Below are 22,996 nucleotides of genomic sequence, written 5' to 3'. Positions count from 1 at the left end.
GGACCGAGCGATGACGAACCCGTTCGAAAACCCGGACGGCGTGTTCCGGGTCCTCGTGAACGACGAGGGCCAGCACAGCCTGTGGCCGGATTTCGTGGCCGTGCCGGACGGCTGGCGGACCACCTTCGGCCCGGCCGCGCGGCAAGCCTGCCTGGACCACATCGAGAACACCTGGACCGATCTGCGGCCGCTCTCGCTGATCAAGTCCCAGCAATCCTGAATTCCGTGAGGGGCACCCTGAGGGAATCCCGGGTGCCTCTCACGGACGGTGGCTGCGAAGGCCGGACCAGGCGGTCCAGAGCGTGGCGTACCGGCCGCCGGCGGCGACCAGTTCGTCGTGTGTACCCGATTCGACGACCGCTCCGGCGTCCAGGACGACGATGCGGTCCGAGGCGGCCGCCTGGGTCAGGCGGTGCGCCACGATCAGGCCGGTGCGGCCTTCGAGCGCGGCGGCCGCGGCGGCTTCCAGGGTTTTCGCCCCGGCGCTGCCTGCCTCGGCCGTCGCCTCGTCGAGAATCGCCACCGGCGGGTCGGCGAGCACCAGGCGGACAAGCGCCAGCTGCTGTGCCTGCGTGACGGTCAGCCGATGCCCGCCCTCGCCGACGACTGTCGCGAGGCCGTCCGGCAACGCCTCGACCCACTCGGCCGCGCCGACCTTGGCGAGCGCCGCCCGCAGGTCGTCGTCGCTGGCCTCGGGCGCGGCCAAGCGCAGGTCGTCGGCCAGCGGCCCGCTGAAGACGTGCACTTCCTGGCTGATCAACGCCACCGCGCGCCGGGTGGCTGCCGGGCCGAGCTGGTCGAGCGGGACGCCGCCGATCGACACCGTGCCGTTGCTTGCCTGATGGATCCCGGCGATCAGTTTGGCCAGCGTCGTCTTCCCGGCCCCGCTCGCCCCGACGAGCGCGACGCGTTCGCCCGGCGCGACTTCGAGATCGACGTCGCGAAGCACCGGATGGTCGTCCACATAGGAGTGTCCAAGGCCGGCGGCCTTCACCGACGCGTCGACCGGACGGCTCGCCCGGGCCGGTTCGGCGGGCGCGGGAAGATCCGCGACGCCGATCAGCCGGGACAGGCTCGCGGTCGCCGCCTGCGCGTCGTCCACCAGCGCGAGCGCGGTGTTGATCGGCCCGAAGAGACTGTGGAAGTACAGCGCGGCCGCGGTCGCGACACCGACCGTCGCGAGATTCGCGCCCACCAGGAGAAAACCGGCTGCCAGTACAGCCGACAGCCCGACGAATTCGGCGAGATTCAGCCGTCCGTAGAACCGGGTGGCGAGGCGGACCCCGCGCAGAGCCAGGGTCACCGCGCCGTTCGATCGTTCGCGGACCCGGTCGACGTGCGCGCCGCCAAGGCGGAACGCGCGGACGGTCTTGGCTCCGCCGATGGTGTCGAGAAGCTGTTGCTGCTGAGCGCCGACGGCGGTGCGCTGAGCCGCGTACAACGGCGTCGCGCGGCGGACGTACCAGCGGACGGTGTGCAGCTGGATCGGGACCGCCAGCAGGGCCGCGGCGAGGAAGCGCCAGTCGAGGATCGCCATCGCCACCAGGGTGAGCACGATCGTCAGCACCGAACGGGCCAGCGCGGGCAGCGCTTGCCGGACCGCTTCGGCGACTACGGAGACGTCGTTGGTGACGCGGGTGGTCAGATCGCCGGAACCGGCCTGTTCGACCTGCTCCAGCGGCAGGCCGAGAGCTCGGTCGACGAACCGTTCGCGCAGGTCGGCGAGCATCGTTTCGCCGAGCCGGGCCAGCATCGAGACGCCGAGGGCGGTGGCGATCGCGGACGTCGCGGCGACCAGTACCAGCCCGGCCACCGGAGAGAGGAGCGCGGACGCGGGCTGCCGGGCGGCGACGAGGTCTACGACGCGGCCGAGCAGGGGAGCGGTGAGCAGGCCGATCGCGGTCGCGCCGACCACGAAGGCGAAAGACCCGATCGCGCGGCCCTTGGCTTGCCGCAGGAGGTCGAGCAGGACAGCTCGGACACGCGGCCCGGTGGCGACGGGGAGGAGTTCGCGTTCGGTCATGAGGGCACCTGCTCGGTAGGCGTCTGCGGTCCGGTCACGACAGCACCGCCGCACGGTAGGAAGCCTCGGCGCGGACCAGCTCGGCGTGGCTGCCTTCCGCGACGACCTGGCCGTCTTCGATCAGCATGACCCGGTCGGTCGCGGCGAGCAGCGCCGGGCTGGTGGTGACGACGATCGTCGTCCGGCGTCGCCGGAGTTCCGCGACTCCGGCGGCGATGCGGGCTTCGGTGACGGTGTCGACGGCCGTGGTCGGATCGTGCAACACCAGAACTGGTGCTTCGGTGGCGAGGGCACGCGCGAGGGCGATGCGTTGCCGCTGCCCGCCGGACAGGGACCGCCCGCGTTCGGTGACGGTGGTGGCGGTGCCGGACGGGAGGGTCGCTGCGACCTCGTCGGCGGCTGAGGCGGTGAGCACGCCATCGGGGACAGCAGGCATTCCGCCGCGGACATTGTCTTCTACAGTGCCCTCGAACAGATCTGTGTCGTGCGCGGCGACGAGGACGACCTCACGGACCCGGTCAGGATCCACAGTGGACAGATCCACCGCGTCGACGTGGACGGCGCCGGTGCGGGGATCGGCGAACCGGCCAAGGCAGTCGAGGAGATCGGTGGCCGTGGCGGGGTCGGCGGTGACGACGCCGAGCAGTTCTCCGGGCGGGACCCAGAGGTCGAGTTCACGGAGTTTCCCGTGGGACACCGCGGAAAACGTCACGCTGCCGCGAGCTGGGACGGGCAGCTCGCCGGTACCGTCCGGAACGGCAGGGGGTGCGCTGAGCACCGCGGCGACCCGTCCGGCGGAGGCGCGGCCTTGGGCGAGCTGGCCGTTGACCCAGGCGAAGATGGTGAACGGAGTCTGCAGGAACTGCGCCAGCCCGACCGCCGCGACCAGGTCGCCGACGGAGATGTCGCCGTTCGCCGCGAGCGAGCCGCCGACGAGCGCGACGATCGCGATGAAAATCCCGGTGAGCGCGAGCAGCGCGCCGTTGTGCCACGCCTGCGCGCGGGCCGCGCGGATGGTCGCCTGGAGGGAATCCCTGCTCGTGCGCCGGTACCGGGCCGTCGCCGCGGGTTCCGCGCCGATGCCCTTCAGCACTCGCAGCCCGCGGACGAGATCAGCCGCGACGCCCGAGGCGTGCGCGGCGCGTTCCTGCTCCAGTTCGCTGCGTTTCTCCAGCGGCTTGCCGACGAGATGGGCGAGGAACAGCAGCGGCGGCGTGCCGAGGAGGACGAGCAGCCCGAGCGGCACCGACATCCGGAGCAGCACGACCGCGCTCACGACGAGCCCGGCGAGCGCCGCGATGCCGAACGGCAGCACCGCGTTGATCATCCCGACCCGGCGGGCGTCCGAGGTCCCGACGCTCACCAATTCCCCGGCGAGCGAACCGGTTTCCGCGCCGCCGCGAGGATGCAGAACGCGACGGCTGACGGCGAGCCGGATCTCGTGCGCGGCCCGTTCGGACGCGCGCTCGGCCGCTCGTGCGCCGAACCGGTAGCTGTAGGAGAGCACGAGGAAGACGACAGCGAGCACGCCCAGCCAGCCGAGGAGGGTGAGGGCTGAGCTGTCGGCGACGGCCCGGTCCAGCACCACGCCGATCACTACCGGGACGAGGGCTTCGCCGCCCTGGTGGCCCGCCGCGAGGACGGCCGCGGCGACGACGGATTTCCGCTGTCCGGCGACAGCGCCGCGCAGGACGTCCCGGCCGGTAGTGGGTGCGGTGGTGGTCACCGGCGCCTCCGTTCGTGCAGACGAGGCCGGTCCGTTCGCCGGTTCTTCCCTTTCGTCCCGCTGAGGAAGGGTAGCCTAACCTCTGATCGAGGGGTGTCGGAGGTGCTGGGGCTACCGGTGGGCGTCGTGACCGGCGGGCTCGGTCTCCGGCGGCTGTTCCCCGGAGTGGACGACTGCCGGTTCGGGCTCGCCGAACCGGGCCAGCGCCAGCGCGGCGGCCACCGCGAGGACGAACCCGATCAGCGCGACGACGGCGAAACCGGGCCGTGTCCGGTCGCCGAGGAGCACGACGCCGATCAGCGACGGCATGACGGTTTCGCCGAGCACCATCATCGCCGTGGCGGTGGTGACGCTGCCGCGCTGCAGTGCGGTGGCGAAAAACAGCATGGCCAGCGCACCCGCGACGGCGACGACGTACAGCGCGGGGTCGCGCAGCAGGTCGAGCGGCGCGAGGCTCGGGATGACCCGGCCCGCCACCGCGACGAGCCCGAAGCACAACCCGCCGACCAGCCCGAGCCCGGCGGTGCGGACGCGGTCGCCGGCGCGTCCGACGAGCAGCCCGGCGATCCCGAGCACCACGGCGGCGCCGGCCAGCGTCAGCCGGAAGCCCAGGCCGACCTCGCTGGAGCCCTCGCTCTCCGCCGACGAACCGAGCAGCGCGAGCCCGGCGCACACGACCCCCACGGCCGTCCATTCCCGCGCCCCGAGCCGGACGCCGAACACCCGCACCGAGACCGCCGTCACCGCGAGGCTCGCGGCTTGCGTGGCCTGCACGAGAAACAACGGCAGGACGTGCAGGGCGGCGATCTGCGCGACGAACCCGACGCCGTCGAGCAGCAGGCCCACCACGAACTTCCACTGCCGCAGCACTCGCAGCAGCAAGCGCGGGTCGACTCCGGCGCCGCCCTCGTCGGGGGTGGCCTTGGCGGCCACCGCCTGCATCACCGAAGCGACGCCGTAGGCCACCGCGGACAGCAGCGCGCACAGAAATCCCCACACCATGACGCCGAGCGTATTCCTGCCCGGCGGCAGTAGGCTCAGTGCCATGGCGGAGGAAGAGCGCGTCTGGCCGGATCCGCTCGACGGCGACGAGTTCACGGTGCAGACGCGCTTCCTCGACTTCCTCCGGGCGACCGCGGTGCGGAAGGTCGCCGGGCTGACGCGGGAGCAGGCGGTCGCGACGCCGTTGCCGAGTTCGCCGCGGACCAGCGCGCTGGGCGTGCTCAAGCATTTGACCGCGGTCGAGCGATGGTGGCTGGTGATCGAAGCGGGCGGCTCCGGCGCGCCGTCGCTGTGGCCGGGTTCGCCGGACCCGAGCTGGGGCCTGATGCCGGACGACGACGTTCCCCGCGTGATCGCGGCTTACCGCGCCGAATGGGAACAGTCGGCCGCGGCGCTGGCCGGGCTGACCCCGGACGACCGGACGCGGCGGTCCGGGGAATTCACCGTCCGCTGGGTGCTCGCGCACGTGGTGCAGGAGACCGCGCGGCACGTCGGGCACCTCGACGCGCTGCGGGAACTCGCCGACGGCTCCGTGGGCGAGTGACCGGCGACCGTTAGGCTGCTGTCCATGGCAGACCAGCTCTACTTCCGCCAACTGCTCGCCGGCCGCGACTTCGCCGTCGGGGATCCCGTCGCGACCCAGATGGTGAACTTCGCCTACCTGATCGGGGACCGCGAATCGGGCGAGGCAGTGCTGGTCGACCCCGCGTACGCGGTCGGCGACCTGGTCGAGACGCTGGAAGCCGACGGGATGCGGCTGACCGGCGTGCTCGCGACGCATCACCACCCCGACCACGTCGGCGGCGACATGATGGGCTTCTCGCTGCCCGGCATCGCGGAACTGCTCGCGCTGCGGCCGGTGCCGATCCACGTCAACGCACAGGAAAGCGAATGGGTCCGCCGGGTGACCGGGGTGTCGGACACCGACCTGCGCGCCCACGACCACGACGACGTGGTGACCGTCGGCTCGATCGACATCCGGCTGCTCCACACGCCCGGGCACACGCCGGGGAGCCAGTGCTTCCTGGTCGGCGACCGGCTGGTTTCGGGGGACACGCTGTTCCTGGAAGGCTGCGGCCGCACCGATTTCCCGGGCGGCGACGCCGACGCGATTTTCCGCAGCCTGCAATGGCTGGCGACCCTGCCGGGGGATCCGGTGGTGTATCCGGGGCATCAGTATTCGCCGGAATCTTCGGCGTCGCTTTCTCGGGTGAAGAGCACGAACTTCGTCTTCCGGCCGCGGTCGCTGGAAGAGTGGCGGATGATGTTCGGCGCCTGAGCCGGGTTTCCGTCCGCGCCGCAGGCGGTTCGGCTCGGCGCGCATCGCCGGAGGCCGCGCGCGGCGAAGCTTCAGGGTCGTCGAGGCGAAGAACGCTTGCAGTGCCTTGAAAAAGAACATGGTGATCTTGTACCGCACAGCACCGACAATTTCGTGCTGTCCGGACCGCCGGTGTTCGGCGGCATCGCGGGATACCCGTCCCGCATCCCGGGCATCCGCGTCCTTGCCCGGCGAACAAACCCCGTACACCGCCGTGCCGGTTCCAGCCCGTGAGAGCCGTCCGGCTCCGCATTGACTTCACCCGTCCGGGGATCGAAGCTCGGGGACATGAAGCGCGGCGTCCTCCTCGTGTGCCGCCTGCACGTCGACCTCCGGCAGCAGGCGAGCGCGGTCTGTCTGTCCTGCCGCTGAATCCTGTTTCCCTGAACCGAAAACCCCACCCGGGAGAAATCCGTGTCGATTTCCACCACGGGCGTGCTGCCGCGCGCCGAAACGGCCGCGCCCAAGCGCGCGCCGCGGCGGCTGCCGTCGCTGCGCCGCTGGATCAGCCCGGTCGTGCTGGTCGCGGCGTGGCAGATCGCCAGCTCGACCGGCGCGCTGCCGCCCGACAAACTCAGTTCGCCGTGGACCGTTCTGCAAGCCGGCGTGGACGTCGCGCGCAGCGGCGAACTCGGCAGTGCCTTCGTTGTTTCCCTCGGCCGCGTCGGCGCGGGGTTCGCGCTCGGAGCGTTGGCGGGACTCCTGCTCGGGGCCGTCTCCGGACTGTCTCGCTGGGGCGAGGCGCTGGTCGACCCGCCGGTGCAGATGCTGCGGACCTTGCCGTTCCTCGGGTTGATCCCGTTGTTCATCCTGTGGTTCGGGATCGGCGAGGAGACCAAAATCGTCCTGGTGGCACTGGGTGTGGCGTTCCCCTTGTACCTGAATGTCCACTCGGGAATCCGCACCGCCGACCCGCAGCTCGTGGAAGCCGCGCGGGCGCTGGGATTCACCCGCGGCGAACGGTTGTGGCACGTTGTCCTGCCGGGTGCGCTGCCGCAGGCGCTGGTCGGGTTGCGGCAGTCGCTCGGGGTCGCCTGGCTGGCGCTGATCGTCGGCGAGACGGTGAACGCGGACGCCGGAATCGGTTATCTCATCAACAATGCCCGCGAATTCCTGCGCACCGACGTCGTGGTGGTCGGGCTCGTGGTCTACGCCGTGCTGGGCCTCGTCACCGACGCGCTCGTCCGGCTGCTCGAAAGGAGGGCCCTGCGATGGCGAGCCCGGTAGTCGAGGTCCGCGACCTCACGAAGAAGTTCGGCGAGCGGACTGTCCTCAGCAGACTGAATCTGGACATCGGGCGCGGCGAGTTCGTCGCGTTGCTCGGGCGGAGCGGGTCCGGGAAGTCGACGCTGCTGAAGGTGCTGGCCGGGCTGGACCAGGAGATCGAAGGCACGGCCAGCATCGACGGGACGGTCTCCGTCGCGTTCCAGCAACCGAGGTTGCTGCCGTGGCGCAAGGTTTGGCGCAACATCGTGCTCGGCCTTCGCCAGGACAACGACCAGGCGGTGGCGGAGAAAGCGCTGGCGGAGGTGCGGCTGGCGGAGCACGCCGACAAGTGGCCGCTTACTCTCTCCGGCGGTGAGGCGCAACGGGTTTCGCTCGCTCGGGCACTGGTCCGCGAGCCGGATCTGCTGCTCCTGGACGAACCCTTCGGCGCGCTCGACGCGTTGACGCGGCTCGCGATGCACCGGCTCGTCGAGGATCTGTGGCGCACGCACCAGCCCGCGGTGCTGCTGGTGACTCACGACGTCGACGAAGCGCTCGTGCTCGCCGACCGCATCCTTGTCCTGGGAGAGGGCCGCATCGTCGCCGAACACGTTCTCGGCCAGCCGCGTCCGCGGAAGGCCGCCGACCATGCCGAGGTGCGCACCCGCGTCTTGGCCGATCTGGGAGTGACCGAAGGTGCACCTGCGTAACGTCCTGGCCGCGGCCCTTCTGCTGACCGGGCTCGCCGCCTGCTCGTCGTCCGCGTCGGACGGTCGCGCGCCGGTGCCCGCCGCGGTGTCGCCCGCCGAGCTGAAGAAGGTCACACTGCGCGTCGGTGACCAGAAAGGCGGGGTGAAATCCCTGCTGACGGCGGCGAATCAACTCAGCGGGACGCCGTACCGGATCGAGTGGTCCACGTTCACCTCCGGGCCGCCGTTGCTCGAAGCGGCGTCGGCGGGCGCGATCGACATCGGCCGGGTGGGCAATACACCGCCGATTTTCGCAGCGGCGTCGAAGGCGAAGATCTCCGTGGTGAGTGTGGCGAAGAGCAATGTGGAGCGGGAAACCATTCTGGTGCCGCCGGATTCGCCGCTGACCGATGTCGCGTCCTTGCGAGGAAAGACGGTCGGCGTCGCGAAAGGGAGTTCGGCGCACGGGCAGCTGCTCAACACCCTGAAGAAGGCTGGTCTGTCTACAAAGGACATCAAGATCTCGTTCCTGCAGCCGTCCGAGGCGTTCGCCGCGTTCACTCAGCACCAGATCGACGCGTGGGCGATCTGGGACCCGTACACCGCGCAGGCCCAGATCGACGCCCGCGCCCGGGTGCTCGCCGATGGTCGCGGGGCGTCCAACGGGCTCGCCTTCGAGACCGCCAGCACCACCGCGCTCGCCGACCCGGGCAAGAACTCGGCGATCAAGGATTTCCTGCAGCGCGTGGTGAAAGCCCAGCTGTGGTCGAATTCGCATCCGGACGAATGGGCGCGCGCCTGGTCCGCGGAAACCGGGTTGAAGCCGGAGGTGGCGAAGAAAGCCGTGTCCGCCGGACGGGACCGGCCGATTCCGCTGGACGACGCTGTCGTCGCGTCCGAACAACAGCTCTCCGACGCGTTCACGAACGAGGGCACTCTGCCCGGGAAGGTCGACTTCGCGGCGTTCGTCGACCGCCGTTACGGGCCCGACATCGAGGCCGCGAGGAGGAACGGATGAGCGTGAAACTGCACTGGTTCCTGCCGACCACCGGGGACGGCCGGACGATCGTGGAACGCTTCCACGCCAACAAATCCCAGGGGCCGAGCGCGCAGCGACCCGCTGACCTGGACTATCTCGCGCAGGTCGCCCGCGCGGCCGAGCGGCTCGGGTTCGAGGGCGTGCTGACGCCGACCGGGACCTGGTGCGAGGACGCCTGGCTGACCACCGCCGCGCTGATCCGCGAGACGACGCGGCTGAAGTTCCTGGTCGCGTTCCGCCCGGGCGTCATCTCGCCGACGCTCGCCGCGCAGATGGCCGGCACGTTCCAGCGGCTGTCCGGCGGCCGGGTCCTGCTCAACATCGTGACCGGCGGCGACGCGATCGAGCAGCGCCGCTTCGGCGACTGGCACGACCACGACGCTCGTTACGCCCGGACCGACGAGTTCCTCTCCATCGTGCGCGGCGTGTGGTCGGGCAAGCCGTTCGACTTCGCCGGCGACCACCTGCGCGTCGAAGGCGCCACCACGCTCGCCGCGCCGGATCCGGTGCCGCCGCTGTACTTCGGCGGTTCCTCGGCGGCGGCGCTCCCGGTCGCCGCGCGGCACGCCGACGTCTACCTGACCTGGGGCGAGCCGCCCGCGCAGGTCGCGGAGAAGATCGGCAAGGTGCGGGAGCTGGCCGAGCGGGCCGGCCGCACGGTGCGGTTCGGCGTCCGGCTGCACACGATCGCGCGCGACACCTCGGCGGAGGCTTGGGCGGAGGCGCAGAAACTGCTGGACGCGCTGAATCCGGAGCAGATCGCGAAGGCGCAGTCCCAGCTGGCGGCGAGCGAGTCGGTGGGGCAGCAGCGGATGGTCGCGCTGCACGGCGGCAACGCGGGCACGACCGCGCGGGACCTGGAGATCCATCCGCATCTGTGGGCCGGGATCGGCCTGGTCCGCGGCGGTGCGGGCACCGCGCTCGTGGGCAGTTACGCGGAGATCGCGGACCTGATCGAGGAGTACCACGACGCCGGGGTGTCGGAGTTCGTGCTGTCCGGCTATCCGCATCTGGAGGAGGCGTACTGGTTCGGCGAGGGCGTGCGGCCGGAGCTGGCGCGGCGCGGGCTGCTGAGCGAGGTTCCGGTGCTGCGGGCGGTGCCGGGGGAGCAGGCGGTGGCGGCGCAGTAGGGGAGTCGTGAGTGTTCATCCCGGTGAGAACCGGGATGAACACTCACGAGACCTAGAGCAGGTGGGGCAGTTCGTTCCGGCGGCGCAGCGCGAGATGCATCATCGCGCGGCCGCCGAGTTCGAGGTCGTCTTCCAACGCCTTGAGGGCGGTCTGGCCGCCGACGCGGAGCTGGCCGACCAGATGCCGGTGCGTCGCCGCCAGATGTTCAGCCGAGGACTCGGCGCGGATCGTCGCGAGCATGCAATTGAGTTCGTTCGCGCAAGCCTGGTGCGCGGCGACCACGCGAGGGTTTCCGCTGGCCGCGACGATTTCCGTGTGGACCGCGCTGTGCGCTTCGATCACGTGCCGCCACGGCGTTTCGGCGGTCATCCTTTCGAGCCGCTGGACGGCCTCGTCGACGGCACCGAAGTCCGCGTTCTGGAGCAGCGCCAGCCGGAGCGCGCCCAGCTCCAGGACCGAGCGGTACGAGCACATCGCGTCGATCCGTTCGGCGGTCACCGCGGGCACGACGATTCCCTTGTTGCGCTGGTGTTCGAGGAGACCCTCGGACACCAGCGTCTGCAGACCGGAGCGGACCGAATGCCGTCCGGCGCCGAACCGCGCGCTCAGCGATTCCTCGGTGAGCCGCGTCCCGGGTTCGAGGATCCCGTCCAGGAGGTCGTCGCGGAGGGCTTGCGCGATGCTGCCCGGCGTACTGCCTGCCTGATCGCGCACTTCGCCACTCGTTTCAGCAGAACTTCCCACAGCGGCTCCCGATCTTAGCCGAGCCAGCCGTCAGGCCCGGGCGGGCAGCCGCAGTGAGGCATGTTCCGCGCTGATCTCGTCGGTGCGCACGACGCCGAGAAGCCGCAGCGTCCGCACATACTCCGCGCCGAGAATTTCGATCGCGCGGTCGACGCCTTGTTCTCCCGCCGCCATCAGTCCGTACAGGTAGGCCCGGCCCACCATCGCCGCAGACGCGCCCAGCGCCCGTGCGGCGACCAGGTCGGCTCCGGTCCGGACGCCGGTGTCCAGAATGACCTCGCAATCGTGGCCGACGGCGTCCACGACACGCGGCAGCAGTTCGAGCGGGGTCGGCGCGCGATCGAGCTGCCGTCCGCCGTGGTTCGAGAGCACGAGCGCGTCGACGCCGGAACCGGCCATCACCTCGGCGTCCGCGACGCTCTGAATTCCTTTGACGATCAGCTTTCCCGGCCACAGCTCGCGCAGCCACCGCAGGTCATCGACGGTCAGCGACGGGTCGAACATCGTGCCGATCAGCTCTTCGACCGTCCCGTCGAAGTTGCTGAGCGCGGCGAACTGCAACGGTTCGGTGGTCAGCAGGTTCAGCCACCAGGACGGCCGCACGGCGATCCCGGCGAGCGTGCGGACGGTGAGCGTGGGCGGGATGGTCAGTCCATTGCGGACATCGCGCATCCGCGCCCCGCCGATCGGGGTGTCGACCGTCAGGACGAGCGCTTCGTACCCGGCGCGCGCCGCGCGTTCGACCAGCGCTTCGCTCGCGGCACGGTCTTTCCAGAGGTAGAGCTGGAACCACTGGCGGGCGGAGGGTGCGCAGGCGCGGACGTCTTCGAGATCGGTGGTGCCCATTGTCGAGAGCACGTAAGGGATCCCGGCGCGGGCGGCCGCGCGGGCGACGGCGATCTCGCCCTCGTGGTGCATCATGCGCGTGAACCCGGTGGGCGCGAGCACGAGCGGCAAGGCGGACTGTCCACCGAGGACTGACGCCGACGCGTCCACCTCGGTGACGTCCTGCAGCACGCGCGGATGCAGCTCGACGTTCTCGAACGCCTGCCGCGCCCGGCCGATGCTGATCTCCTGCTCGGCCGCGCCGTCGACGTAGTCGAACACCGGCCGGGGAGTGCGGCGGCGCGCGATGGTGCGCAGGTCGTCGATGGTGTGCGCGGCGGCGAGGCGGCGTTCGCGGACGTCGAACCGCGGCTGCCGGAACTTCAGCAGCGGCCGGATCTCCGACGGCCGGGGCAGCCGCCGTTTGACCGGCTGCCGGGGCAGGTGCTCGGGTTCGAACGTGGTCATCCGCTGCCTCCTGGCCACCGGGAATATCGGTACACAATCTTGGCCCGGTGAACTGCTTGCCGCGCCGGTGTTTCCGCCACTCATGGGCAGGAGGAGTCAAGCACGACGGCAGGGCTGGCGCAAGGATTGTGACACAATCTGCTCAGCGTCGGGCGGCGTCCAGCGCGCGAAGAGAGTCGAGGTCGTGTTCGAGCGCGTGCCGGGCCAGAGCGGTCCGGTTCGGGCGGTCGAGCTTCACCAGCGCCGACTCGACGTGGCTGCGCACGGTCCGGACCGCGATCCCCAGCGCCGCCGAAATCCGTTCGTTCGGCCATCCGCGCGCGACCAGGCCGATCACGTCCAGCTCCCGGCCGGTCAACGGCCCTGGCTCGGGCACGCGCCAGACCCGCAGCAGCGCTCCGTCGGGACGGTGCGCCCGCGCCAGCACCCGCCACCAGGTCCCTTCGGAGTCCCGGTGGCGGAATCCGGTCCGGCTGGTCGTCGCGCATCGTGCGGCGAGCCTGAATTCCTGCTCGCTGAGCGGCAACTGCTCCACCAAGGCCGAGCGCACCTCCACCTTGTCCCGCGAGACGAACAGCACCGCATCGGCCGCGGAATCGCCCGGCTCGGCGCCGGGGTCGGCCAGCGCGGCGAGGTCATGGGACAGCATCGTGAGCGCGAGGACGGATTCGTCGTCCAGCGGCCGGTCGTGGGTCGAACTCAGCGCCACAAAACTCCGCTCCGGACCGGTGCCCGGCGCGAGCGGCAGCGTCACTCCTTCCCGGAAACCGTAGGGCTTAATGCCTTCCCGGTACGTCCTGGTCTCGTGGACGTCCGGGACGTCGGCGAAGCGCAGCGGCAGGCCCGACCGGGCCGCGCGCAGGTGAATCGGGCATTTCCAGCGATAGGTCGTGGTCAGGTACCCGAGCATGTCCGCCGGGTAGCCGAGGTTGACCGTCGCGGTGCGCTGCCTGCTGCCGCTCACCAAGGCGGCGCAGGCGAACCCGAGCTTGTCCCGTACCTCGCGGAGCGGCTCTTCGACGGGCAGTTCGCCGCGGCCGGCGGCGCGCACCTCCCGGGCGAGCCGGGTCCACCACTGCACATCCGCGGTCATGCTCCGAACCTCCGCTGCCGGACTGGAGCATGAACGCCCGTTGTCCGGAATGTCAACCGGCGCACCTTCGCGGCGGGAGCGGAACGGCTTTTCGGCCGATGCCGCCGTCCGCGCCCGCGCGTAGCGTCCGGGACCCCCGGCCGAAGGAGACCCAATGCGCCTCGACGAATACGCCGCCCTCGACGCGACCGCGCTCGCCGCGGTCATCGCGTCCGGCGAGGTCACCGCCGAAGAGGTCGCCGCACTGGCGATCGAAGCCATCGTCCGGGTGAACCCGGAGCTGAACGCGGTCGCCGACGGCCCGTTCCAGCGCCCGCTCGACTACTCGCGCGACGGCCGGTTCGCCGGGGTTCCGTTCGCGATCAAGGACCTCGTCCTGCACGCCGCCGGAGTGCCGTCCCGGATGGGCACGCGGCTGCTCGGCAAGGGCGTCGTGCCGCCGGAGGACACCCACCTGATGGAGCGCTTCCGCGCGGCGGGCCTGGCGACGCTGGCGGTCACCACCACGCCGGAGCTGGGGTTCAACGGCAATTCCGAAGCGCTGGCCTACGGTTCGACGCGCAACCCGTGGAACGTCGCGCACAGCGCGGGCGGGTCCAGCGGCGGTTCGGCGGCCCTCGTGGCGGCCGGGGCGCTCCCGATCGCGCACGCCAACGACGGCGGCGGGTCGATCCGCGTGCCCGCCGCGTGCAACGGACTGGTCGGGCTGAAGCCGACCCGCGGCCGCGTGCCCGCCGGCCCCGGCTTCGCCGATCCGTTGTACGGCATGGGCGTCGAACTCGCGGTGTCGCGGTCGGTTCGGGACACCGCGGCCCTGCTCGACGAGGTGGCGGTGAGCTATCCGGGCGACCCGTACGTTCTCGCGCCGCCCGCGCGCCCGTGGCTGGACGAGGTCGGGGCGGAACTGGGGCGGCTCAGGATCGCGGTGCACACCGAATCTTGGGCGAGCAGCTACGTCGACCCGGAGGTGGCGCGCGCCGTCGAGGCGACCGCTGAGGTGCTCGAGGCGGCGGGCCACCGCGTCGAACGCGCGACGCCCGTTTTCGAATGGGAGTCGTTCCTGCACGCGAACCACGTGCTGTGGTCGGGATTCCTGGCCGGTTCGGTCGCTGGGATAGAAGCGCTGACCGGGGTCGCGGCGAGCCCGGAAAACCTCGAACGCACCACCTGGGCGTGCGTCGAGTACGGCCGCTCGCTCAGCGCGACGGAACTGACCGCGGCACTGGGCACGATGAACGTCGTTTCCCGTGCGGCAGGCCGGTTCTTCACCGAGTACGACCTGTTGCTGACTCCGACGGTGAACACCCCGGCGCTGCCGCTGGGCTGTCTCGACGCGAACGCCGACCTCGCCGCGGCGGAGTGGACGAGGCAGCTTTTCGACGCGTGCTCGTTCACGCCGTTGTTCAACCAGATCGGCGCCCCGGCGATCAGCCTGCCGCTGGGCCAGTCGTCGCGGGGACTGCCGATCGGGGTTCAGCTGGGCGGTCCGGTGTGCTCGGAGTCGCTGCTGCTGCGGGTCGCGGCGTTCCTGGAGGAGGCGATGCCGTGGGCCTCCCGGCGACCGACGGTGCACGTCGCGGCTACTGGGCCCGGCAGGTCCTGAGGTAGCTGAGGAACGAGGCCTGCAGACCGGTCACGTGCGTTTCGCGCAGGACCGCGCTGGTGACGGCTCCGTCGCGGGACGTGAGGCGGTGCAGGAAGGTCGCTGTGTGCTTCGCGAGGCTCTGGTAGACGGGCAGGTCTCCGAACAGCTCCTGGTCGTTGACGGTCACGTGCAGCTTGGCGGCAGGCAAGCTGTCGCCAAGCTCGCGGAGCTGGGCGAAAACCTGACTGTCCTCGCCGATGACGCCAGGGCTGCCCGCTCCGATGCTCTCGAAGAGCGGGTTGCCGCTGAGCCAGGCGTAGAGGCTGAAAAGCCCGCCGTAGGAATAACCGAAGAGGCCGTGTCCGCTCGGGGCCGCGTGGTAGCCGCGTTCGATCAGCGGGTGCAGTTCGCCGGCGAGGAAGGACAGGAACTCGTCGGCGCGGCTGTCGCGCAGTTCGGCGAGGTAGGCGTCGGCCTCCTCGCGGGTCATCCTGCCCGTTTCGATTCCCATCTCCACCGCATCGACGAACTCCTGGGCGACGGGCTCGCCGGGCGGCACGAGATCCCGGTTGCGCAGCCGTGCCCAGTCCTGTGCTTCCTCGCCCGCGTAGCCGACGCTGACCTGGAGATAGGGCTGGATCTGCTGCATGGGATCCGCCTGGGTGACGATGAGCGGAGCCGTCATGCCCACGGCCCAGTTGCCGTCGAGTACATACACGACCGGCACCCGCGTGGTGGCGGGGTCGTAGCCCGGCGGCGTGGTGACCCAGATGCCGTAGGCGTGCCCGCTGCGGGAACGCATTTCGAAGTAGTCGGTGTCGGCGAGGCAGCCCTGCCACATAGTGCTCATCGGAGATCCTTTACAACGCGTCCGGCTTGGACGACGACAACGGCATTGGCGGGGTCGGCGAAAAGCTCCGGTTTTTCGAGCGGATTTCCGTTCCAGAGCACGAAGTCTGCCCGCATGCCCGGAGCGAGCACGCCGACTTCGTCGGAAAGGCCGAGGATCTCGGCGTTGGTCTTGGTGGCCGCGACGAGCGCTTCCATCGGCGTTTCGAGCGCTGCGCGCAGCCGGAGTTCTTCCCCGCGACGCTCCTGAGCCGGGCCGATGAGATCGGACCCCAGCCCGATCCGCACCCCGGCCTCCTTCGCCGCGGCCAGCGCCTCGGCCATCCGCTCGCGAACGCCCAGCACGCGATCGCGGGTAGACTCGCCGAGCCCGGCTCCAGCGGTGTTGTGCAGCAATTGCTCGACAACAGCGAACGTGGGCACCAGCGCGACGTCGCGTGCGGCCATCAGCGCGGCCGTGGACTCGTCGATGTCGGTGCCGTGCTCGACGCAGCGCACCCCGGCTTCGATCGCGTTCCGGATGCCTTCGTTGTTGTGTGCGTGAACCGTCACGTAGGTACCTCGCGCCGCGGCTTCTTGCACCGCGACGGCGATTTCTTCGACGGTGAACTGGGTGTCGGTCAGGTTGTCGTGCACGCTGACCACTCCGCCGGTCACGCAGAGCTTCAGGAAGGAAGCACCGCGACGGAAGGCCTCGCGCACGTTGCTTCGCAGTTCGTCGGCGTTGCCCGCCATCATGGAGAGCGCGCAGAGACCTGGGATGTGGTGACTGTTCCACAGCTCGGTCGGTTCCCACTCGGCTCCGTAGTAGCCGTGTCCGCCGGTCTGGCACTGAACCGGCCCGCACGACAGCACTCGCGGCCCTCTGACCTTGCCTTTGGCGATCGTGGTGACGACACCGCCGTCGATCCCGCCGGTGTCCCGGACGGTCGTGAACCCGGCGTCGAGCGTCGCACCGGCGGTGGCGAAGATGTCCGCCGCGATCTCGGCGGCACTGAGCTGGAACGAGAACTGCGGCTGGATCGGGCTCGACAAGCCCAGGTGCACGTGCGCGTCGATCAGGCCGGGCGTCATCGTCAGCCCGTCGGCAGCGAAGCGTTCCCCGGCCGCGCCGGGCGGGGCGATCAAACCGTCTTCGACCGTGACGGCGACGTCGGCGGGATCGCGCCCCGACCCGTCGGCGACCGTCGCGCCGACTACCTGAAACCGTCCCACGAGCCGTCCCTTCGCCGTTGCACCGTTCTTTTCCAATGGATAAACTGTGACGGTGAGCTTGTCAAGCACGGAACCTCAAGGCGACGCCCGCGATCGCCTCCTGGCCCGGCTTCTCGACGCCTTCGACGGGACTCTTCCGTCGCCGGACGTGTCGCTCCGCGAGGTCGCCGCCCGGGCCGAGACCAGCCACGCCCTGCTGCGCTACCACTTCGGGTCGCTGCCGGGGGTGCTGGCGGCGATGCTCAAGGCACAGCGATCCCGGGACAACGAGGCGCTGTTCGAGAAGGCGAAGGAGGGCACCTTCGACGACTTCGTCATGGCGATCTGGCGGACCTACACCCGCCCGGAGCAGCTGTCGAGGGTCCGCGGGTTCTTCCACGTCGCAGGGCTGGCCGCGTACCGGCCGGAAGACTTTCGCGAGCTGGTCGAGTCGCTGGACGACCTGACCAAGATGCTGGCCTCGCTCGCGGAACGCGAGGGGCACGGCGCCAGGGAAGCGCGGACCATGGCGACCGTCTCCGTCGCCGCGATCCGCGGTCTGTTGTTGCAGGAAGTGCTGACCCCGGAGGGGCATTCGGGGGACGCGGTCGCGCTGATCCTGCGGATGAGCAAGGGCTGATCAGGTCTCGGCGACCGTCCGCGACAACGCGAGCGCGACCGTCCGCACCGCGGGCGCGACCCGTTCCGTCCGCATCCTGGTGGCCCAGCCGGAGATCGACACTGCGGCGACGGCGAGCCCGTTCGCGTCGACGAGCGGGCTCGCCGCGCACACCACGCCCACGCCGGATTCTTCGCGCTCGAAAGCGATCCCGTCCTCGCGGATGCGCGCCAGCTGCCGCCGCAGCAACCCGGGCGCGGTGATCGTCCGCGGGCTCATCCGGGGCAGCCCGGCCTCGATCACGCGGGTCACGACGTCGTCGGGGGAGCAGGACAGGATCGCTTTCCCGACGCCGGTCGCGTGCGCGGGAAACCGGCCGCCGGTGCGCGACGGCAGATCCGGCGCGTCCGGCCCGCGCAGCACATCCAGGTACACCACCTCGGTGCCCTCGAGCACCGCGAGATGCACCGTGTTCCGCGTGGCCTCCCGCAAATCGGCCAGGTACGGCCGCGCCGCCTCCACCAGGCCGCGGCGGCGCACCGCGAGCTGGCCGATCTCGAACAGCCGCAGCCCGAGCCGGACCGAAGTGCCGTCGCGTTCCAGCAGGCCGGTGTCGGCCAGGTGCCCGGCCAGCCGGTGCACGGTCGTCTTCGCGAGGCCGGTCCGGCGGGCCAGTTCGGAGACGCCCAGCGCGTCGTCGCCGGGGCGGAAGGCTTCCAGCACGGCGGCGACGCGCGCGGTCACGAGCCCGTCGCCGTTCCGTCCAGTGGTACGCATGGGTTGAGTGTGCCCCATCCCGGCGAGCACCGTGGCCGCATGGCGGAACGCAAGGTGACGGCCGCGATCGTCGGCCCGGGCAACATCGGTACGGACCTGCTGGCAAAACTCCAGCGCAGCGAGCACGTGGAAGTGCGCTACATGGTGGGCGTCGACCCGGCGTCGGACGGGCTCGCCCGCGCCGCGAAGCTCGGGCTCGAAACGTCCGCCGAGGGCGTGGACTGGCTGCTCTCGCGCGCGGAACTGCCGCAGCTGGTGTTCGAATCGACGTCGGCGAAGGCGCACAAAGCCAACGCGCCGCGGTACGCCGAGGCCGGGATTCGCGCGATCGACCTGACGCCCGCCGCGGTCGGCCCGCTCACCTGCCCGGCGGTGAACCCGCCGGACCAGCTGACCGACCGCAACGTCAACATGATCACCTGCGGCGGCCAGGCGACCATCCCGATCGTGCACGCGGTTTCGCGGGTGACTCCGGTGTCCTACGCGGAGATCGTGGCGTCGGTGTCGTCGCGGTCGGCGGGCCCCGGCACGCGCGCGAACATCGACGAGTTCACCGAGACCACCGCGCACGCCATCGAACAGGTCGGCGGCGCGGGCAAGGGCCGTGCGATCATCATCATCAATCCGATGGACCCGCCGATGATCATGCGGGACACGGTGTTCTGCGCGGTCGACCCGGACGCCGACTTCGACGCGATCAGCGAATCCGTGCACCGCATGGTGAAAGACGTCCAGCAGTACGTGCCGGGCTACACGCTCAAGGCCGACCCGCAGTTCGACCCGCCGCGGCCGGACTGGAGCGGCAAGGCCCGCGTGGGCGTCTTCCTCGAAGTGGCCGGCAACGGCGACTACCTGCCCAAGTACGCGGGCAACCTCGACATCATGACCGCCGCCGCCGCGCGCGTCGGCGATCTCTTCGCCGCTCAGGAGGTGGCCGCGTGAACAACACCGACGTCCGGCTCGTCGACACCACTCTGCGCGACGGCAGCCACGCGATGGCGCACCAGTTCACCGAGAAGCAGGTCCGCGACACCGTCCGCGCGCTGGACGACGCGGGCATCTCGCTGATCGAGGTGACCCACGGCGACGGCCTCGGCGGCTCGACCTTCAACTACGGCTTTTCCTTGGTGGACGAGCGAAAGCTCATCGCCGCAGCGGTCGACGAAGCGAAGCGGGCGAAGATCGCCGTGCTCCTGCTGCCCGGCCTCGGCACGGTCACCGACCTGCGCGCGGCGGCCGATCTCGGCGCGGGCGCGGTCCGGATCGCGACCCATTGCACCGAAGCCGACGTGTCCATCCAGCACTTCGGTGCCGCGCGCGATCTCGGCTTGGAAACTGTCGGATTCCTGATGCTGGCGCACATGTCGTCGCCGGAGGACCTGGCGAAGCAGGCCCGGATCATGGCCGACGCGGGCTGTCAGTGCGTGTACGTCGTGGACTCCGCGGGCGCGCTGATCCTGGACGACGCGTCCGAACGCGTCGAAGCGCTCGTCGCGGAACTCGGCGACGACGCCCAGGTCGGCTACCACGGGCACCAGAACCTGAGCTTCGGCGTCGCGAACTCGGTGCTCGCGTACCGCGCGGGAGCCCGGCAGATCGACGGTTCGCTCGCCGCGCTCGGCGCCGGCGCGGGCAACTCGCCGACGGAAGTCCTCGCGGCGACGTTCGAACGGCTCGGCGTCAAAACCGGGGTGGACAAAGACGTTCTGATGGAAGCCGCGGAAAACGTGGTGAAGAAGTACCTGACCCGGCTGCCGGTGATGGACCGGTCGTCGATCATCCAGGGCTACGCCGGGGTGTACTCCAGTTTCCTGCTGCACGCCGAACGCGCCGCCGAGCGCTACGGCGTCCCGGCGCACGAAATCCTTTACAAGGTCGGCGAAGAACGCTACGTCGGCGGCCAGGAGGACATGATCATCGACATCGCGCTGCGGCTGCGCGACGAGCGGGCAGCCGCTCAGTGAGCGCCCGGGTCGAAAGCGTCCGCGCCGAGCACGAGCTTCACGCAGTGCTCGACGAGACGCTCGCGGCTCACCTTCAGCGTGCCGTCGAGGTAAGCGATGAACACGTTGCTCAGCGCGCCGACGAGACCGATCGCCACGAGCTGGCGGCCGGTTTCGTCGCCGCGCGACAGCTGTTCCCCGACGAGCGTGGTGAACACCGGGAGGAGGTGCAGCCCGCGGCGGGTCAGCGCCGGATCGGTCAGCGGCGCGAGCAGCAGCACGCGGCCTTTGCGCGGGTCGTCCAGCACCAGTTCCACGAACGCGGTGACGGCGCGTTCGGCGCGGCGGCCCGGATCGGCCTCGTCGGAAACCGCGTCGGCCAGCGCCTGCCGGGCTTGCTCCCCGACATCCTCGTAGACGGCGGCGACGAGGCTTTCCCGGTCGGCGAAGTTTTCGTAGAAGTACCGCTCGGTCAGCTTCGCCGACCGGCACACCGCGCGGACGCTCACCGCCGCGCTGCCCTGCGCGCCGAGCAGGTCGAGCCCGGCGGCCAGCAGCTGCGCGCGGCGCTGGGCCTTGCGGTCGTCCAGCGTCGTGCCCGCCCACGTGCGGCCCGGCATACCCGCTCCCGTCCCGAGTTGACCACAGATGTTGTCACATCCTAACCTGACAACAGCTGTAGTCACTTCGCCGACCCGCCGAGGAGGCGCGATGAGCAGGGCCGCACCGGAGCCGCTGGGGCCGGACTCGCTGACCTGGAAGTACTTCGGGGACTGGCGCGGGCTGCTGATCGCGCTGTGGGCCGGGTCGATGCAGAACATGCACCCGGGCCTCGGCGCGGGCGTCGAGGAGCATTCGAGGTTCTTCGAGGAACGCTGGCAGCGGCTTTTCCGCTCGCTGTACCCGATCGGCGGCGTGGTGTACGACGGCCCGCGCGCGCACCGCACGGCGCTGGAGGTGCGCGGCTACCACGATCGCATCAAGGGCGTGGACGCGAAAGGCCGCCGCTATCACGCGCTCGACCCGGACACCTATTACTGGGCGCATTCCACGTTCTTCGTCAGCACCGTCCTGATCGCCGACAATTTCATGGGCGGCATCGGCGAAGAGGAAAAGCGCACGCTGTTCGACGAACACGTGCGCTGGTGGCGGATGTACGACATGACGATGCGGCCGGTGCCGGAATCGTGGGAGGACTTCCAGCGGTACTGGAAGCACATGTGCGCGGAAGTGCTGGAGGACAACAAAGCCACGCGCGACGTCCTCGACCTCCGCGGCATCGCGAAGCCGCCGTTCCTGCCGTGGCTGCCGGATCCGCTGTGGAAACCGGTCGCGAAGATCATCGCGAAACAGTTCGTGTGGCTGACCGTCGGCCTGTACGACCCGGAAGTGCGCGATCTGCTCGGCTTCCGCTGGACCGAACGGGACGCCCGCCGCCACCGCCGCGTCGGCAAGCTGATCAACGCGGCGTTCGCGCTGATCCCGCACGACCGCCGCTACCATCCGCGGGCACGGGCGGGCTGGCGGCGCGCCCGCGGCGAACTGGCCCCGGGGACGCCGCCGGTCGAAACCCCGCGCCGCAATCTTCCGCCGCTCGCCGAGCGCGGGAAACCGGAGCACTACTCGCCGGACGTGCCGTGAAGGACTCCTTGAGGGAATCTGATTCCCTCAAGGAGTCCTTCACGGACCTGGAGATCAGGAGGGCTTGATGAAGCTGGGCTTTCACCTCGGGTACTGGGGGAGCGGGCCGATCCCGGGCGCGCGGGAGACCGTGCTCGAAGCCGAACGGCTCGGGTTCGACTCGGTGTGGTCGGCCGAGGCGTACGGTTCGGACGCCTTCACGCCGCTGGCCTGGGTGGGAGCGGCGACCAGCCGGATCAAGCTCGGCACGAACATCGTGCAGATGTCCGCGCGCACGCCGACCGCGACTGCGATGACCGCGCTGACCATGGACCACCTGTCGGGTGGCCGGTTCGTGCTCGGGCTGGGCGCGTCCGGGCCGCAGGTGGTCGAGGGCTGGTACGGCCAGCCGTATCCGAAGCCGCTGGCGCGCACGCGCGAGTACGTCGAAATCGTGCGCAAAGTGCTGGCCCGCGAGGAACCGGTGACGATCGACGGGCAGTTCTTCCAGTTGCCGCTGCAAGGCGGGACGGGGCTGGGCAAACCGCTGACGCCGACCGTCCACCCGCTGCGCGCCGACCTGCCGATCTACCTCGCCGCCGAAGGCCCCAAGAACGTCGCGCTGGCCGCCGAGATCTGCGACGGCTGGCTGCCGCTGTTCTTCTCGCCCAAATCGGACGCCTTCTACCGGGCCGCGCTGGAGGAAGGGTTCGCCCGCCCGGGCGCGCGGCGGAGCCTGGCCGATTTCGAGGTGGCCGCGTCGGTGCCGGTGATCGTGCACGACGACGTCGAAGAGGCGGCGAGCTTCATCAAGCCCGCGCTGGCGCTGTACATCGGCGGAATGGGCGCGAAGAGCGTGAACTTCCACCACGACGTCTTCGCCCGGCTCGGGTACGCGGACGTCGCGGACAAGGTCCAGGAGCTTTACCTGGCGGGGCGGAAGGAAGAAGCGGTCAAGGCGATTCCGACGTCGCTGGTCGAGGACACTTCGCTGATCGGGCCCGCGGAGAAGATCCGCGAGGAATTGTCGGCGTGGGAAGCGACGGTGGTGACGACGCTGTTGCTGCGCGGGGACGCCGGATCGCTGGCGAAGGCGGCGAAAGCATTGTCCTGAAAGCGCAGCGTGCGGCTCCTCGTGCGCGGCG

General features: G+C 70.4%; 23 protein-coding genes. 13 read left to right on the top strand and 10 right to left on the bottom strand.

What is annotated here, in order from left to right:
- Window positions 1–10: 10 nt before the first annotated feature.
- Entirely contained in the window at window positions 11–220 is a 210-nt protein-coding gene (locus ACWGIC_RS03020; RefSeq protein ID WP_452074218.1) for an MbtH family protein, read from the top strand.
- Between the two features lie 39 nt (window positions 221–259).
- On the opposite strand, the gene ACWGIC_RS03015 is transcribed toward ACWGIC_RS03020, so the two are convergent.
- The 3 genes from ACWGIC_RS03015 to ACWGIC_RS03005 form a co-directional block, all read right to left on the bottom strand.
- Window positions 260–2,023: an ABC transporter ATP-binding protein gene (locus ACWGIC_RS03015; protein ID WP_452074217.1), complete on the bottom strand. Its 1,764-nt coding sequence runs from the start codon at window positions 2,021–2,023 to the stop codon at window positions 260–262.
- Between the two features lie 34 nt (window positions 2,024–2,057).
- On the bottom strand, window positions 2,058–3,749 hold the full coding sequence (locus tag ACWGIC_RS03010) for an ABC transporter ATP-binding protein (protein WP_452074216.1): 1,692 nt from the start codon (window positions 3,747–3,749) through the stop codon (window positions 2,058–2,060).
- A gap of 111 nt (window positions 3,750–3,860) precedes the next feature.
- Entirely contained in the window at window positions 3,861–4,751 is an 891-nt protein-coding gene (locus ACWGIC_RS03005) for a DMT family transporter (RefSeq protein ID WP_452074215.1), read from the bottom strand.
- Between the two features lie 43 nt (window positions 4,752–4,794).
- Here ACWGIC_RS03005 and ACWGIC_RS03000 point away from each other — a divergent pair, with 43 nt between their 5' ends.
- The 6 genes from ACWGIC_RS03000 to ACWGIC_RS02975 all read left to right on the top strand — a co-directional run bounded on the left by ACWGIC_RS03000 (window position 4,795) and on the right by ACWGIC_RS02975 (window position 10,133).
- Window positions 4,795–5,295: a DinB family protein gene (locus ACWGIC_RS03000; protein ID WP_452074214.1), complete on the top strand. Its 501-nt coding sequence runs from the start codon at window positions 4,795–4,797 to the stop codon at window positions 5,293–5,295.
- Between the two features lie 24 nt (window positions 5,296–5,319).
- The gene (locus ACWGIC_RS02995; protein ID WP_452074213.1) at window positions 5,320–6,030 is read left to right on the top strand and encodes an MBL fold metallo-hydrolase; all 711 of its coding nucleotides are present in this window, start codon (window positions 5,320–5,322) and stop codon (window positions 6,028–6,030) included.
- A 453-nt stretch (window positions 6,031–6,483) separates the two neighbouring features.
- Window positions 6,484–7,296 carry an ABC transporter permease gene (locus ACWGIC_RS02990; protein ID WP_452074212.1) on the top strand — a complete coding sequence of 271 codons (813 nt, stop codon included), beginning with the start codon at window positions 6,484–6,486 and terminating at the stop codon, window positions 7,294–7,296.
- Window positions 7,281–7,985, top strand: a complete 705-nt coding sequence (locus ACWGIC_RS02985) for an ABC transporter ATP-binding protein (protein WP_452074211.1) — start codon at window positions 7,281–7,283, stop codon at window positions 7,983–7,985. Before ACWGIC_RS02990 ends, ACWGIC_RS02985 begins: the two co-directional genes overlap by 16 nt.
- On the top strand, window positions 7,972–8,982 hold the full coding sequence (locus ACWGIC_RS02980) for an ABC transporter substrate-binding protein (RefSeq protein WP_452074210.1): 1,011 nt from the start codon (window positions 7,972–7,974) through the stop codon (window positions 8,980–8,982). Before ACWGIC_RS02985 ends, ACWGIC_RS02980 begins: the two co-directional genes overlap by 14 nt.
- Window positions 8,979–10,133 carry an LLM class flavin-dependent oxidoreductase gene (locus tag ACWGIC_RS02975; RefSeq protein ID WP_452074209.1) on the top strand — a complete coding sequence of 385 codons (1,155 nt, stop codon included), beginning with the start codon at window positions 8,979–8,981 and terminating at the stop codon, window positions 10,131–10,133. The genes ACWGIC_RS02980 and ACWGIC_RS02975 overlap by 4 nt, the downstream gene beginning before the upstream one ends.
- A 52-nt stretch (window positions 10,134–10,185) precedes the next feature.
- Here the strand turns inward: ACWGIC_RS02975 and ACWGIC_RS02970 are convergent, their stop codons facing one another.
- The 3 genes from ACWGIC_RS02970 to ACWGIC_RS02960 all read right to left on the bottom strand — a co-directional run bounded on the left by ACWGIC_RS02970 (window position 10,186) and on the right by ACWGIC_RS02960 (window position 13,264).
- A complete protein-coding gene (locus ACWGIC_RS02970; RefSeq protein WP_452074208.1) occupies window positions 10,186–10,848 on the bottom strand; it encodes a GntR family transcriptional regulator in 663 nt (220 codons plus the stop codon).
- A 60-nt stretch (window positions 10,849–10,908) separates the two neighbouring features.
- Window positions 10,909–12,171, bottom strand: coding sequence for an alpha-hydroxy acid oxidase (locus tag ACWGIC_RS02965; RefSeq protein WP_452074207.1), 1,263 nt, complete (start codon window positions 12,169–12,171; stop codon window positions 10,909–10,911).
- 142 nt (window positions 12,172–12,313) lie between these two features.
- Window positions 12,314–13,264 carry a response regulator transcription factor gene (locus ACWGIC_RS02960; RefSeq protein ID WP_452074206.1) on the bottom strand — a complete coding sequence of 317 codons (951 nt, stop codon included), beginning with the start codon at window positions 13,262–13,264 and terminating at the stop codon, window positions 12,314–12,316.
- A gap of 154 nt (window positions 13,265–13,418) precedes the next feature.
- On the opposite strand from ACWGIC_RS02960, the gene ACWGIC_RS02955 reads away from it, so the two are divergent.
- Window positions 13,419–14,867 (top strand): amidase, encoded by a 1,449-nt coding sequence (locus ACWGIC_RS02955; RefSeq protein ID WP_452074205.1) that lies wholly within the window; start codon window positions 13,419–13,421, stop codon window positions 14,865–14,867.
- Here the strand turns inward: ACWGIC_RS02955 and ACWGIC_RS02950 are convergent.
- Together ACWGIC_RS02950 and ACWGIC_RS02945 are read right to left on the bottom strand one after the other, a co-directional pair.
- Complete coding sequence (locus ACWGIC_RS02950) at window positions 14,845–15,699, bottom strand: alpha/beta hydrolase (RefSeq protein ID WP_452074204.1); 855 nt, start codon at window positions 15,697–15,699, stop codon at window positions 14,845–14,847. The genes ACWGIC_RS02955 and ACWGIC_RS02950 overlap by 23 nt on opposite strands.
- A complete protein-coding gene (locus ACWGIC_RS02945; protein WP_452074203.1) occupies window positions 15,696–16,913 on the bottom strand; it encodes an amidohydrolase family protein in 1,218 nt (405 codons plus the stop codon). The genes ACWGIC_RS02950 and ACWGIC_RS02945 overlap by 4 nt, the downstream gene beginning before the upstream one ends.
- Window positions 16,914–16,965: 52 nt before the next feature.
- Here ACWGIC_RS02945 and ACWGIC_RS02940 point away from each other — a divergent pair, with 52 nt between their 5' ends.
- Window positions 16,966–17,532, top strand: coding sequence for a TetR/AcrR family transcriptional regulator (locus ACWGIC_RS02940; protein ID WP_452074202.1), 567 nt, complete (start codon window positions 16,966–16,968; stop codon window positions 17,530–17,532).
- On the opposite strand, the gene ACWGIC_RS02935 is transcribed toward ACWGIC_RS02940, so the two are convergent.
- Window positions 17,533–18,288, bottom strand: coding sequence for an IclR family transcriptional regulator (locus ACWGIC_RS02935; protein WP_452074201.1), 756 nt, complete (start codon window positions 18,286–18,288; stop codon window positions 17,533–17,535).
- 39 nt (window positions 18,289–18,327) lie between these two features.
- Here ACWGIC_RS02935 and ACWGIC_RS02930 point away from each other — a divergent pair, with 39 nt between their 5' ends.
- Complete coding sequence (locus ACWGIC_RS02930; RefSeq protein ID WP_452074200.1) at window positions 18,328–19,230, top strand: acetaldehyde dehydrogenase (acetylating); 903 nt, start codon at window positions 18,328–18,330, stop codon at window positions 19,228–19,230.
- Complete coding sequence (gene dmpG / locus ACWGIC_RS02925) at window positions 19,227–20,252, top strand: 4-hydroxy-2-oxovalerate aldolase (protein ID WP_452074199.1); 1,026 nt, start codon at window positions 19,227–19,229, stop codon at window positions 20,250–20,252. The genes ACWGIC_RS02930 and dmpG overlap by 4 nt, the downstream gene beginning before the upstream one ends.
- On the opposite strand, the gene ACWGIC_RS02920 is transcribed toward dmpG, so the two are convergent.
- Window positions 20,246–20,851 carry a TetR/AcrR family transcriptional regulator gene (locus tag ACWGIC_RS02920; RefSeq protein ID WP_452074198.1) on the bottom strand — a complete coding sequence of 202 codons (606 nt, stop codon included), beginning with the start codon at window positions 20,849–20,851 and terminating at the stop codon, window positions 20,246–20,248. The genes dmpG and ACWGIC_RS02920 overlap by 7 nt on opposite strands.
- 91 nt (window positions 20,852–20,942) lie before the next feature.
- Between ACWGIC_RS02920 and ACWGIC_RS02915 the strand changes: the two genes are divergently transcribed.
- Both ACWGIC_RS02915 and ACWGIC_RS02910 read left to right on the top strand, forming a co-directional pair.
- Window positions 20,943–21,872, top strand: coding sequence for an oxygenase MpaB family protein (locus tag ACWGIC_RS02915; protein WP_452074197.1), 930 nt, complete (start codon window positions 20,943–20,945; stop codon window positions 21,870–21,872).
- A 67-nt stretch (window positions 21,873–21,939) separates the two neighbouring features.
- Entirely contained in the window at window positions 21,940–22,965 is a 1,026-nt protein-coding gene (locus ACWGIC_RS02910; protein WP_452074196.1) for an LLM class F420-dependent oxidoreductase, read from the top strand.
- Window positions 22,966–22,996: the final 31 nt, after the last annotated feature.

It is taken from the genome of Amycolatopsis sp. NPDC054798 (assembly GCF_053611505.1).
Note: the sequence above shows the minus strand (reverse complement) of the source record. Positions and strands in the feature narration are given on the sequence as shown.